This window comes from Rhizobium sp. FY34 (genome assembly GCF_005222845.1).
Classification (GTDB): Bacteria; Pseudomonadota; Alphaproteobacteria; order Rhizobiales; family Rhizobiaceae; genus Neorhizobium.
Map to the genome: position 1 here is coordinate 18,896 of NZ_STFZ01000013.1, position 13,672 is coordinate 32,567.

Sequence of the window (13,672 nt, forward strand, 5' to 3'; positions counted from 1 at the left end):
GCTGGAACAGGGGCGGCAATTAGACAAAGGGTCATGCTGCTTGAAGAATTGCAATTTAGTCGTAATGCGGTTATAGAGCGGCAGAATTCCCGGAAATTTGTGGTGACAGCCCACGGCCCGCGACACCGGCGCGGACGTTAGAAGGATCATATCCATGGCTCAACAATTGCTCATGCCGAAGGCGACGGCGGTCTGGCTCGTCGATAACACAGCGCTCTCCTTCGATCAGATCGCCCAGTTCTGCAAGCTTCATCCCCTGGAGGTGAAGGCGATTGCAGATGGCGAAGCCGCACAAGGCATCAAGGGCCTGGATCCGATCGCTACCGGGCAGCTGTCGCGCGACGAAATTGGCCGTGCCGAGAAAGATATCGCCTACCGCCTGAAGCTGTCAGAGCCGAAGGTTCGCGTTCCGGAATCCAAGCGCCGTGGCCCGCGCTACACGCCGGTATCCAAGCGTCAGGACCGTCCCAATGCCATTCTCTGGCTGGTGCGCAACCATGCGGAACTGAAGGACACGCAGATCTCGCGTCTCGTCGGCACCACGAAGTCGACGATCGAGCAGATCCGTGACCGCACCCACTGGAATGCCGCCAACCTGACCCCGATGGATCCGGTCACACTTGGCCTCTGCAGCCAGATCGATCTGGATCTTGAAGTGGAACGCGCGTCCAAGAACCGTCCGCTGCCGACGGCCGCCGAACTCGGCGCAACGCTGCAGGCCGCCAGCGAAACCGAGAACCTCGGCTATCGCTATGAGCGCCCCGAGGAAAAGGAAATCGATGCGGATGCCGTCTTCGCCAAGCTCTCCTCGCTGAAATCGACCCGCACGCAGGATGAGGACGAAGACCTCTACTGAGCGACCTTCTCTTGAGAATTGCAAAAGCCGGCCTTCGCGCCGGCTTTTTTGTGTCGAGTGGAATTTTCGAATTTGACATTTGATACCCGCTTGCGACGCGTTCATCGATCAAATGTCGGAATCGAACCACTAGCTCAGGCGCTCAGCATGGTCGGATTCCCGGCATAGCCATTCTCGCGCAGGATATCGCGGATCTCATCCAGAATGGCCGGGTCATCGATCGTGGCCGGCATATTCCACGGCATGCCATCGGCGATCTTCTGCATAGTGCCGCGCAGGATCTTGCCGGAGCGGGTTTTCGGCAGGCGTTCCACGATCATCACTGCCTTGAAAGCGGCCACAGGGCCGATTTCGGTACGCACCAGATCGATCACTTCGCGGCTGATCAGGCGCGGATCCCGCTCCACGCGATGTTTCAGCACCAGGAAACCGCAAGGGATCTGCCCCTTCAACGCATCGGCAACACCGATGACCGCGCATTCAGCAACATCAGGATGCATGGCGCAGACCTCCTCCATCGCACCTGTCGACAGCCGATGGCCGGCACAATTGATGATATCGTCGGTGCGCGCCATGACGAAGATATAACCGTCTTCATCGATCAAGCCAGCATCGGCCGTCTTGTAATAGCCGGGAAATTCTTCCAGGCACGTGCTTCGGAAGCGCTCATCGGCATTCCAGAAACTGACGAGGCAGCCGGGGGGCAAGGGAAGCTTGATGACGATATTACCGAGCGTTCCAGCTGCCACCGGATGGCCGGCATCGTCTACAACCTCCACCGTATAGCCCGGCATGGGGCATGCCGGCGAACCATATTTGACCGGCAGGAACCCGAGGCCTGCGGGATTGGCGGCAACCGGCCAGCCGGTTTCCGTCTGCCACCAATGATCGATCACCGGAACATTCAGCTGCTGCTCGGCCCATTTGATCGTTTCTGAATCCGCTCTTTCGCCAGCCAGGAAAAGTGCCCTGAAGCCTGAAAGGTCATAGCGGCGGATAAGGTCGCCCTGCGGGTCGTCCCGACGTATGGCGCGAAACGCCGTCGGCGCGGTAAACATCGATTTGACGTCATAATCCTGAATGATCCGCCAGTAGGTTCCGGCGTCCGGTGTGCCGACCGGCTTGCCTTCAAACACCACCGTGGCATTGCCGGCAAGAAGCGGCCCGTAAACGATGTAGGAGTGCCCGACGACCCAGCCGATGTCGGAGGCCGCCCAGAAGGTCTCGCCGGGCAGAACGCCATAGATGTTGCGCATGCTCCAATACAGCGCGACCATATGGCCGCCATTGTCGCGCACCACACCCTTCGGCTGACCCGTGGTGCCGGATGTGTAGAGAACGTAGAGCGGATCGGTGGCAGCCACCGGCACGCAGGCAACCGCAGTGCCCTTCACCTTCTCCACCTCGACGGCCTGAGCGAAATCCATGTCGCCATGTTCGTAGCGAAGTGCGGCATGCAGCTGATCGCGCTGCAGAACGAGGCAGCAATCCGGCTTGACCTTCGCCATATCGACGGCCTGATCGAGGAGCGGCTTGTAGGGCACCACACGGCCCGGCTCCAGCCCGCAACTGGCGCTGATCACCACCTTGGCCTGCGAATCATCAAGCCGGGTTGCCAATTCGTGCGCGGCAAAGCCTCCGAACACGACAGAATGGATGGCGCCCAGCCGGGCACAAGCCAGCATTGAGAAAATCGCTTCCGGCACCATGGGCATATAGATGACGACACGGTCACCCTTGCCGACGCCCAGATTCTGCAGCACGGCGGCAATTGCCTGGACCTCTTCCAGAAGCTGATCGAATGAAAAGAAGCGCTTCTCCCCGGTCATGGCGCTGTCGAAAATCAGCGCCCTCTGCGCGCCGCGGCCAGCCGCAACATGACGATCGATGCAGTTATAGCAGGTATTCGTCTCGGCGCCGGCAAACCAGCGACCATAGACACCGTCCTTAGCCGAGAAGATCGTCTCCGGCGGCTTGAACCAGAAGAGTGGCTCGGCCGCTTCGCGCCAGAAGGCCTCCGGATCGTTTTGCCAGGCCTCATAGACCTTCTTGTAGTCGCTTTGCATCTGTTCCTCCCAACATCCGCGCGCATGTTCCCAGCGCTAGAGTAGTAGCAGGTCAGATCAGGAGGAAGCCCGACGAAAGGGGCAGAGTGAACCAGCCTGTCTTGCGCTTCGTCAACGATGGCCGAAAATAGCCGAACCGACGCGCACGCTGGTGGCGCCAAAACCGATCGCCGTTTCGAAATCCCCCGACATGCCCATGGAGAGTTTTTCCACGCCGCATTCGCGCGCGAGCTTCTCCAGAAGCGCGAAATAGGGGCCGGGATGACCCTCCGCAGGCGGAATGCACATCAACCCCTCGACCGATAGAGCCAGTTCCTTGCGGCAGAATGCAACAAAAGCCACAGTTTCTTTCGGCTCGATACCCGCCTTTTGCGGCTCCATGCCGATATTGACCTGAACATACAGCTTCGGCGTGCGCCCCTGGATCTTCATTTCGCTGGCCAGCGCCCGCGCAATCTTTTCGCGATCAACCGTCTCGATCACATCAAACAGGGCAACCGCATTGGCAGCCTTGTTCGACTGGAGGGGACCGATCAGATGCAGTTCAATACCCGGCGTCTCTGCCTTCAGCGCCGGCCATTTGCCTTCACTCTCCTGCACACGGTTTTCACCGAAGATGCGCTGGCCGCTGACAATAACCGGGCGGATCGCATCCGCCTCGAAGGTTTTAGACACAGCAACGAGTGTCACCGCACCTCTGCTGCGACCGGCCTCGCGCTCTGCCGCTTCGATCTTCTGGCAAACATCGGCCAGGCGTTGTTCGATTGTCATCGGATAGTCCTCTCGCATGGTCTTCCCGTGTCTGGCGATAGCGGCCCATGGCTGCAATGCCAAGTGTTTGATCGGCAATGCGGCCCTTGGCGCCCTCAAAACTTGACGCTCACGGCCTTTCGTGGTGAAGGTCACCCATCTTATTCATACCCGGAATTTCACTGAAATGGCGACCGAACGTTACAATCCGCGGGATGCCGAACCCCGTTGGCAGAAAAAGTGGGCCGAAGACAAAACCTTCGAGACCGACAACAACGATACCCGCGAAAAGTACTACGTGCTCGAGATGTTCCCCTATCCCTCGGGACGCATCCATATGGGCCATGTGCGCAATTATGCGATGGGCGACGTCGTGGCGCGCTACAAGCGGGCCCGTGGCTATAACGTTCTGCACCCGATGGGCTGGGATGCCTTCGGCATGCCAGCGGAAAACGCCGCCATGCAGAACAAGGTCCATCCCAAGGAGTGGACCTACCAGAACATCGCATCCATGCGCACGCAGCTGAAATCCATGGGCCTGTCTCTCGACTGGTCGCGTGAATTCGCCACCTGCGATGTTGATTACTACCACCGGCAGCAGTATCTTTTCCTCGACATGATGGAAAAGGGCCTGGTCTACCGCAAACAGTCCAAGGTCAACTGGGACCCGATCGATCAGACGGTGCTTGCCAATGAGCAGGTTATCGATGGCCGCGGCTGGCGCTCCGGTGCGCTGGTGGAACAGCGCGAACTGACCCAATGGTTCTTCAAGATCACCGATTTTGCCGAGGATCTGCTCGAGGCCCTGGACGGTCTCGACCAGTGGCCGGAAAAGGTCCGGCTGATGCAAAAGAACTGGATCGGTCGTTCGGAAGGTTTGACGATCCGCTGGGACGTATCCGAGGCAAGCCGTGCGGCAGCCGGCTGCAGCGAGATCGAGGTCTATACCACACGGCCGGACACGCTGTTTGGCGCCTCGTTCCTTGCCATTTCCGCCGATCACCCAGTTGCTAAGGCCGTGGCCGCAACCAATGCTGCGGCCGCTGAGTTTGCCGATGAATGCCGTCGCCAGGGCACATCACTTGCAGCGCTGGAAACCGCCGAGAAGAAGGGCTTCAACACAGGCCTTACCGTCAAGCATCCGCTTGACCCAAGCTGGCAACTACCGGTCTACATCGCCAATTTCGTGCTGATGGACTATGGTACCGGCGCGATTTTCGGCTGCCCGTCAGGCGACCAGCGCGATCTGGATTTCGCCCGCAAATACGGCCTGCCCGTCGTACCGGTCGTCATGCCGAAGGACGGCGATGCCGCAACCTTCAGCGTGGATGTTGACGCCTATGTCGGCGACGGCGTGATGATCAATTCACGCTTCCTCGATGGGCTGTCTACCGACGAGGCCTTCGACAAGGTCGCAACGCTGCTTTCAGAACAGACGCTGGGAAATGCTTCCCAGGCTGCGCGCAAGGTCAATTTCCGCCTGCGCGACTGGGGTATTTCCCGCCAGCGCTACTGGGGTTGCCCGATCCCGGTCATTCACTGCGAAGTCTGCGGCGTGGTACCGGTGCCGAAGAAGGACCTGCCGGTCAAGCTGCCGGATGACGTAACCTTTGATGTGCCTGGCAATCCACTCGATCGTCACGCCAGCTGGCGCCACGTGGCCTGCCCTCAATGCGGCCATGATGCGCGGCGTGAAACCGACACTATGGATACGTTCGTCGATTCGAGCTGGTATTTCGCCCGCTTCACCGCCCCTTGGGAAGATCGCCCGACAGATCCGAAAATGGCCGATCACTGGCTGCCGGTGGACCAGTATATCGGCGGTATCGAGCATGCCATCCTGCATCTGCTCTATTCGCGCTTTTTCACCCGCGCCATGCGCGCGACCGGCCATGTAAGCTTAAGCGAACCCTTCAAGGGCCTATTCACGCAAGGCATGGTGGTTCACGAAACCTATCGTCTGGGCCAGGGCCAAAACGGCCAATGGGTTGCGCCTGCCGAAATTCGCATCGATGAGATAGACGGCACCCGCAAAGCCTATATGCTGGCATCGGGCGAGGAAGTGTCGATCGGCTCGATCGAAAAGATGTCGAAGTCGAAAAAGAACGTCGTTGATCCGGATGACATCATCGCCTCCTATGGCGCCGACACGGCCCGCTTCTTCGTTCTCTCCGATTCCCCGCCCGATCGGGACGTAATCTGGTCGGAAGCCGGCGTCGAGGGTTCACATCGATTCGTACAACGCGTCTGGCGCCTCCTATCGGAAGCAGCGCCGCTCCTGAAAACCATTGAACCGAATCCGGCTAAGGAAGGTGAAGCGCTGCCGATTTCGCAGATCGCCCACAAGACGCTTCAGGCGGTCCAAGCCGACTATGACAAGCTCTCCTTCAACAAGGCCGTGGCGCGCATCTATGAATTCGTCAATGCCTTGGCAGCGCCGCTTACGGCTGTAGCGGGCGCCCAGAAGGATGATGCCTATGTGGCAGCCGTTCGCGAGGCGGTTCATATCCTCATCAAGCTGATCGCGCCCATGACGCCGCACCTGGCTGAAGAATGCTGGTCGGCTCTTGGCAATGAGGGTATCGTTGCCCAATCCGCATGGCCTGTTTTCGACCTGGCTCTTGTCGCCGACAATGACGTGTTGATGCCGGTCCAGATCAATGGCAAGAAGCGTGCGGAATTGACAATCGCCCGTGATGCTGACCAGAATGCGATCCAGCAGGCTGTGCTTCAGCTTGAAGCGGTTCAGACGGCACTTGCCGGTGGACAACCGAAAAAGATCATCATCGTCCCACAGAGGATCATCAACATTGTTGTGTGAGATCTCGCCCGCGTTGCGGCGCGCCAGCCGATTCGTCCTTGCCCTAACCGTTGTTGGCCTTTTGGCCAGCTGCCAGGTCAGGCCGCTTTATTCCTCCGCCGGCGGCACACCCGCCAAGCTGGCGGCGATTAAATTTTCGCCAGCTGGTGATCGGGTAACACAGGTCGTTCGCAACCACCTGATTTTCCTGACATCAGGTGGGGCAGGGGAAACAGCAAAGGCAGATTACCAACTGCAACTGAGCGTGTCATCGACCCGAGCCGATATCCTCGATGACGAAATCGTCGATGTGCTAAAGCCGGGTCGTGTAACGCTTGTCGGCACATATAGCCTCACGCGCATCGGTGACGGATCGGTGGTGAAATCGGGAAGCCGCTCCGTGACATCGCTCGTGGATGTCGGCAATCAGGAATTTGCGAAACTGCGCGCCTATCGCGACGCAGAAAACCGCGCCGGCCGCGAACTCGCTGAATTCATTCGCGCCGATATTGCTACGGCGCTTGGCCGCTAGGCATGGCCGAGATCAAGGCTCACGAATTCGATCGCCTTCTGCCGAGGGCGGCCGAACTCTATCGGATTTTCTTGATTTATGGGCCTGATCATGGGCTCGTTTCGGAGCGCGCTGCCGAACTTGCAAATCAAGCAGGCGTAAAGCTCGACGACCCTTTCTCCTTCACCAGGCTTGACCTCTCGGATCTGTCGGGAGATCCCGGCCGTCTTGTCGATGAAGTGAACTCACTTGGTCTTTTTGGCGGCAGCAAGGTTGTATGGCTTCGCGGCACTGGCAGCGACAAGCCGCTCGGTGATGCATTGCAAGTCCTGGTGAGCGGTCCGCAGCCGGATAACATTCTCATCATTGAGGCAGGCGACCTGAAGAAGACCAGTATCCTGCGCAAGATCTGCGAAAGTGCCAAGCTTGCCCTTGCCATCCCCTGTTATGCGGATGACATAAAGGCTTTGAATGCCCTCATCGATCTGGAACTGCAAAAAGAAGGGCTTCGCATCACACCTGAGGGCAGGGCAAGGCTTCTCGAAGGCTTGGGCGGTGACCGGGTGGCATCCCGCAACGAAATTCGCAAACTTACCCTCTATTGCCGCGGCATGCAGATCATCGATGAAGGGCATGTTACAGATATCATCGGAGATGCCAGCGCGATTTCCACCGATGATGCCGTGGATTGCGTTCTGAAAGGCGACTTGCCCGGCCTGCACCGCGCCATCCAGAAAATCATCAGTTCCAAAACCCCGATTTTTCTCGTGCTGCAATCCTGCCTCAAGCAGTTCCAGTTACTGGACGCCATGCATGCCGAAATGGATGAAAAGAAAACACCTGCGGCTCAGGTCATGCAGACAATGGGTCGGCACATCCACTTCAAGCGCAAGCCTTTGGTCGAGGCGGCCCTGCGCACCTGGACCAGTGAGGCCCTAGCGCGGGAGACAAACAGGCTGCAGGGCGCCGTACTTCAGTCACGCCAGAGATCGGTGCTCGAAGACACGATTGCCTTCCAGACACTACTTGCTACCGCTCTGCAATCGGCCCGTGGTAAACGGTAGACAGTTTGCTCAGCGACGTTCCAGAAGCCGACACACTTCCTCGAGCTGATCGAGGGAACGATAGGCGATGCGAATCTGTCCGCTCCCGCCTTTGTGACTGATCTTCACCTCGAGACCGAGCGCATCGGTCAGACTGCGCTCGAGCGCAAGCGTGTCAGAATCCTTTTCCTTGGCGCGCTGCGCCACAGGCGGCTCCGACTGTGCCTTGATATCGTTCTGCGCTAGCCGCTCGGCATCACGCACCGACATGCCCTTGGTCACAATCGTTCTTGCAAGGGCAGACGGGTCCGACGTCGAGACAAGCGCGCGGGCGTGACCAGCCGAAAGCTCGCCCCCGGCGAGCATATCCCGCACCGGCTCTGGAAGCCTCAAAAGACGTAGACTGTTTGCCACGTGACTGCGGCTCTTACCGATGATCTCACCAAGGTCATTCTGGGTATAGCCATGTTCAGCAATCAACTGTTCATAACCCATGGCCTCTTCGAGAGGATTCAGATCAGAACGTTGCACATTTTCAACGATGGCAATTTCCAGCGCCGTCCGGTCATCGACATCTCGAACTATTACCGGAATTTCGACGAGGCCAGCCAATTGTGCCGCACGCCAGCGCCGTTCACCAGCGATGATCTCGAAATCACCACCGCGAGGGCGGACAACAACAGGCTGGACAATGCCATGTTGCCGAATCGAGCTCGAAAGATCCTGAAGTTCCTGTTCATCGAACATCCTGCGCGGATTGCGCGGATTGCGCAGCACATGTTCAATCGGAACCAGTCGATCAGCACTCACGGACTTGGCAGGCGGCTCGCCAACGGGCACCGTCTGATCCATCTCACCGATCAGAGCAGCAAGGCCGCGACCGAGACGGCGCTTGGACAGATCTTCACTCATCATCATACCTTTGGTCTATCGTCAGGCAGCCTTCCGCCGCCGCTCACGCTGGATTACTTCGGATGCCAGCTGCAAATAAGCCTGGCTCCCAGCGCATTTGAGATCATATAATATAGCCGGCTTACCATAGGACGGTGCCTCGGAGACGCGAACATTGCGAGGGATCAACGTGTGATAGACCTTTTCGCCAAGATGGGTCCTCACATCGTTGACAACCTGCTGCGCCAGATTGTTGCGCGCATCAAACATGGTCAGCACAATACCCTGAATATCAAGGCCCGGATTGACCGTCTGACGCACCTGATCAACCGTTTCCAGAAGCTGGCTCAAGCCTTCCAGGGCGAAGAACTCGCACTGAAGCGGCACGAGCACCGAATGGGCTGCCGCCATAGCATTGACAGTCAGAAGATTGAATGAAGGTGGACAATCCAACAGAATATAAGAAAATTGCCGAGCCTCCTCGGTCTGCAAGGCGCGCCGCAAACGAAAGGCGCGATCAGACTCTCGGCCTATTTCCATTTCCAGACCCAAGAGATCCATCGTCGAGGGGACAATGAAAAGGTTGGGGACAGCTGTTTCTACAGCGGCCAAGGCCACGGATTGCGTGCCCATCATGACATCGAAAGAGGAAATCTTGCGTTCGCGCCGGTCTATACCGAGACCGGTACTGGCATTCCCCTGCGGATCCAGATCCACAATCAGAACGCGCTCACCGATCGCAGCGAGGGCCGTCGCAAGATTGATCGCTGTCGTGGTTTTTCCGACACCGCCTTTTTGGTTGGCAATGGTGATAATGCGATTGGTATCGAACATGGAGCACCTACAAATGAGGTCAAACCTTGCGCCGGAGCCCGGAAATTTCCAGGATTACGGAGTCTTGTTCAACTCGGCTTTCATGTTGTACCAGATCGAAGCTCCAGCGACTATTCGCATTCGCCACTTCTGCCGCGTAATCCCGTCCTTTATGCAGAAAGGCTGTAACGTCACCTGCTTGAAGCATCCAGTGTGAGCAATAGGCGAGGAGAGTCGGAAGATCGGCCAGCGCACGCGCGGAAATATGATCGCAGCGAGGAATGTCCTGGCCGGCTGATTCGATGCGTATGGGGTGGACGCTACCACGCCCGCCCGTCTCCATAAGCGCTGTACGCAGAAAAGATGCTTTCTTCTGATTACTTTCGACAAGATGAACCCATCCGTCACCGAGTTCCGCCAGAAAAATAGCGGTGATAATTCCTGGGAAGCCGCCGCCTGATCCAAGATCGACCCAAATGGCCGGCTTGGGTGCCAACTGGAAAATCTGAGCACTATCAGCAATGTGACGCTGCCAAAGATCCGCCTTTGTTGATGGCGCAACCAGATTGATCGTCTTTGCCCATTTTTCGAAGAGGGATGCGAAGCGCTCCAGGCGAATCACTGTTTCACGTGAAACACGTATGCCGTTCAGTTCCATCAGGAGACTCGCAACTCACGCTGCGTCGCAATTGCAGCTTTCTTAACCAAGGCCAGTATGAGCGCCAGAGCAGCCGGAGTCATACCATCGATTTTCGCCGCTTGGGCTATGTTACGCGGCCGAACCGCTTTCAACTTCACCTTCAGTTCATTCGACAGCCCGGACACATCAGAAAAATCGAAATCCAGCGGAATCAGACGATCTTCATCGCGCCGCACGGACTGAATATCCGACTGCTGTCTTTCCAGGTAAACTGAATATCCGGCTTCTATTTGTAGGGCCTCTGAAACAGGTTTGCGCAAATCGGAGAGTTCTGGCCAGATCCGGCAGATGTCGACCATATCAATGTCCGGATAGGACAGGAGTTCAAAGGCAGTACGCCGCTGACCGTCCTGGTTCAGTTTTATGCCGCCAACCAAAGCCTCATTCGGCGTCACAGACAGGGACTTGAGCTGAGAACGCCCTTCATCCAGCTCCAACAGATAGGTGGTAAAACGTTCAATGCGGGACCGATCCGCCAGACCGAGTGCAATGGCTGTCGGTGTCAAACGTACATCGGCATTGTCTGCGCGAAGCGATAGGCGATACTCTGCCCGAGAGGTGAACATACGATAGGGTTCACTGACACCGCGGCTGGTCAGATCATCAATCATCACGCCGATATAAGAATCGGTCCGACTGAAGATATGTGGCTGCGACCCAAAAGCCTTCCGCGCCGCGTTCAGGCCGGCGACCAGGCCTTGAGCACCGGCCTCTTCATACCCAGTCGTTCCGTTGATTTGGCCCGCTAGATAGAGGCCGGGCAGGGCCTTCATCTGCAGATCAGCCGTCAACTCACGCGGGTCGATGTGATCATACTCAATGGCATAGCCTGGCTGAAGGATCTCTACCCTTTCGAGACCCGGAATGGTTCGGATGAAAGCTTCCTGAACCGAGGCTGGCAGCGATGTCGAAATACCATTGGGATAGACGGTGTCATCATCGAGACCCTCGGGTTCCAGAAAGACCTGATGTCCGTCTCGTTCGCCAAATCGCACGATCTTGTCTTCAATCGATGGGCAATAGCGTGGACCAATGCCCTTGATCTGCCCCGAATACATAGCTGACTGGCCGATATTGTCAGCGATGATCTTATGGGTCGCATCCACCGTACGTGTAACACCGCAGGCGACCTGTCGATTGGTTATACTGTCGGTCATGAAGGAGAATGGCACAAGTTCGTCATCAGCCTCTTGTCGACCAATAGAATCCCAGTCGATCGTCTTACCATTGAGGCGTGCCGGCGTGCCGGTCTTAAGCCGGCCAAGGGAAATACCGAGCCGCATCAATGTGCCTGACAAGCCTTCGGATGGCGCCTCTCCCATGCGGCCCGCTGGAGTCGTTTGGTTGCCAATGTGGATCAAACCGCGCAAGAAAGTACCGGTCGTCAGCACAACTGATTTCGACGAGATCTGACGACCGTCTTTCAGCACGACACCAGTAACTGAACCATTGTCTTGGATAAGATCAAAGGCATCGCCTTCGATAATTGTCAGATTGACATGCGCTTCCAGCGCTGCCCGCATGGCATCCCGGTAAAGACGGCGGTCGGCCTGGGTACGGGGTCCGCGAACCGCTGGACCTTTCTTCCGGTTGAGGATACGAAACTGAATGCCTGCGGCATCGGCCATCTTGCCCATCAAGCCGCCGAGCGCATCAATCTCGCGAACAAGATGGCCCTTGCCCAATCCGCCAATGGCTGGATTGCAGGACATGACACCCAGTGTGGCGCGATGGTGGGTTACCAAGGCGGTCTTGGCGCCAATGCGCGCGGCGGCCGATGCGGCTTCGCAGCCGGCATGCCCGCCGCCAATAATAATGACATCAAAGCTGTTCATTGGGTCACCAACCACTGCCATGGCAGTGTTTCACGTGAGTCACTTACCGACGCAGAACTCGGAGAAAATGACGTCGAGCAAATCCTCGACATCCACTCTTCCGGTAATACGTCCAAGGGATTCTGCCGCGAGGCGGAGGTCTTCCGCCCGCAGATCCAGTTCGGATCCTGATAGCGCGTCTGCAACAAAATTGGAAGCCCGCTGGAGATGCGTGAGATGGCGCAGCCGACCTGCGCCCAGCGCACCGATAGAGGCCCAATTCTCTTCGACACGATTGAGGATATGCCGACGCAACTCTTCCAGCCCGTCGCCAGTGTTCACCGATATCACGATATTAGTTTGATCCGCCGGATGGACCTGCGTTCGAAGATCGCCTTTGGTTGCGACCCGCAGAAGTGGAACACTATCCATCTCAATGGGTATTTGTTCCGCTTCCGAATCGATTCCTTGCATCCAAAGGACCAAATCCGCGCTAGAGATCGCTCTGCGTGCCCGCCTGACGCCTTCCAATTCAACGACATCCTGCGTTTCCCGTAGGCCAGCCGTATCGGAGAAGCGAACGAGAAAGCCATTCATGTCCAGATCAATTTCGAGCACATCGCGCGTTGTGCCGGCAATCTCAGTCACGATCGCCACATCACGCTTCGCTATAGCATTGAGGAAACTGGATTTTCCGGCATTGGGCGGCCCTGCGATGACAACCTTGAACCCGTCGCGGACCGAGCCTGCTTTCTCCGTGGCCATCATCTGCTGCTGGATCTCCTTGAAGATCCGCTCGACATCGGCCCAGACCAAATCGGAAACAGAGCCTGGAACATCATCTTCGTCAGCAAAGTCGATCTCTGCCTCGATCAACGCGCGTGCGCGCGTCAGGCGCTCTGCCCAATCCATATAGAGCTGTGACAGCCCGCCATTGCTCTGCTCGATCGCCAGGCGACGCTGCATTTCCGTATCGGCAGAAATTAGATCGCCAAGGCCTTCAACTTCGACCAGGTCAAGCTTGCCGTTCTCGAACGCACGCTTGGTGAATTCTCCTGCCTCGGCCGGCCGAAGCCCCAGCGCCTGCAACTCGTTGAGAAGCGCGACAATCACAGCTCTACCGCCATGCAGCTGGAATTCTATACAAGTTTCGCCGGTAAATGACTGCGGAGCAGGGAACACCAAGATTAAGGCGCGATCAATGAGCAAGCCGTTCCGGTTACGAATCGATCGGAGATACATGCCGCGCGTTTCAGGCAGATCAACTATCAGAGTTTGCGCAGCTGCCATGGCATTTGGACCGCTGGCCCGAACGACAGCGACGCCCGAAGGCGCCGCACCGCTGGACAGGGCAAATATCGTATCCGAAATCTTCATGCTGCAAGGCTTTCGGAAAACTCCGGATAAACACCTCCGTGGGAGATATGA

Annotated in this window: 11 protein-coding genes; 4 read left to right on the plus strand and 7 right to left on the minus strand. The window is 57.4% G+C overall.

Annotated elements, in window-relative coordinates; all coding sequences use genetic code 11:
• Nucleotides 1-154: 154 nt before the first annotated feature.
• On the plus strand, nt 155-856 hold the full coding sequence (locus E8M77_RS10575) for a DUF1013 domain-containing protein (protein ID WP_137130609.1): 702 nt from the start codon (nt 155-157) through the stop codon (nt 854-856).
• Between the two features lie 134 nt (nt 857-990).
• On the opposite strand, the gene E8M77_RS10580 is transcribed toward E8M77_RS10575, so the two are convergent.
• Together E8M77_RS10580 and E8M77_RS10585 are read right to left on the minus strand one after the other, a co-directional pair.
• A complete protein-coding gene (locus tag E8M77_RS10580) occupies nt 991-2,922 on the minus strand; it encodes a propionyl-CoA synthetase (RefSeq protein WP_137130610.1) in 1,932 nt (643 codons plus the stop codon).
• Between the two features lie 111 nt (nt 2,923-3,033).
• Entirely contained in the window at nt 3,034-3,693 is a 660-nt protein-coding gene (locus E8M77_RS10585) for a YggS family pyridoxal phosphate-dependent enzyme (protein WP_137130611.1), read from the minus strand.
• Nucleotides 3,694-3,859: 166 nt separating this feature from the next.
• On the opposite strand from E8M77_RS10585, the gene leuS reads away from it, so the two are divergent.
• From leuS to holA, 3 genes are all read left to right on the plus strand, one after another.
• On the plus strand, nt 3,860-6,493 hold the full coding sequence (gene leuS, locus E8M77_RS10590; protein WP_137130612.1) for a leucine--tRNA ligase: 2,634 nt from the start codon (nt 3,860-3,862) through the stop codon (nt 6,491-6,493).
• A 244-nt stretch (nt 6,494-6,737) separates the two neighbouring features.
• Entirely contained in the window at nt 6,738-7,004 is a 267-nt protein-coding gene (locus E8M77_RS24175; protein WP_246659216.1) for a hypothetical protein, read from the plus strand.
• 2 nt (nt 7,005-7,006) lie between these two features.
• Entirely contained in the window at nt 7,007-8,047 is a 1,041-nt protein-coding gene (gene holA, locus E8M77_RS10600) for a DNA polymerase III subunit delta (protein WP_137130614.1), read from the plus strand.
• Between the two features lie 9 nt (nt 8,048-8,056).
• Here the strand turns inward: holA and E8M77_RS10605 are convergent, their stop codons facing one another.
• Genes E8M77_RS10605 through mnmE form a run of 5 tightly spaced genes read right to left on the minus strand, consistent with a single transcriptional unit; the run spans nt 8,057 to nt 13,621 of the window.
• The gene (locus E8M77_RS10605; RefSeq protein ID WP_137130615.1) at nt 8,057-8,938 is read right to left on the minus strand and encodes a ParB/RepB/Spo0J family partition protein; all 882 of its coding nucleotides are present in this window, start codon (nt 8,936-8,938) and stop codon (nt 8,057-8,059) included.
• Between the two features lie 21 nt (nt 8,939-8,959).
• Nucleotides 8,960-9,751 (minus strand): ParA family protein, encoded by a 792-nt coding sequence (locus E8M77_RS10610; protein WP_137130616.1) that lies wholly within the window; start codon nt 9,749-9,751, stop codon nt 8,960-8,962.
• Nucleotides 9,752-9,770: 19 nt separating this feature from the next.
• Nucleotides 9,771-10,388, minus strand: coding sequence for a 16S rRNA (guanine(527)-N(7))-methyltransferase RsmG (rsmG, locus tag E8M77_RS10615; protein ID WP_137130617.1), 618 nt, complete (start codon nt 10,386-10,388; stop codon nt 9,771-9,773).
• Nucleotides 10,388-12,265 carry a tRNA uridine-5-carboxymethylaminomethyl(34) synthesis enzyme MnmG gene (mnmG, locus tag E8M77_RS10620; RefSeq protein WP_137130618.1) on the minus strand — a complete coding sequence of 626 codons (1,878 nt, stop codon included), beginning with the start codon at nt 12,263-12,265 and terminating at the stop codon, nt 10,388-10,390. The genes rsmG and mnmG overlap by 1 nt, the downstream gene beginning before the upstream one ends.
• Before the next feature lie 39 nt (nt 12,266-12,304).
• The gene (gene mnmE, locus E8M77_RS10625; protein ID WP_137130619.1) at nt 12,305-13,621 is read right to left on the minus strand and encodes a tRNA uridine-5-carboxymethylaminomethyl(34) synthesis GTPase MnmE; all 1,317 of its coding nucleotides are present in this window, start codon (nt 13,619-13,621) and stop codon (nt 12,305-12,307) included.
• Between the last annotated feature and the right edge of the window lie 51 nt (nt 13,622-13,672).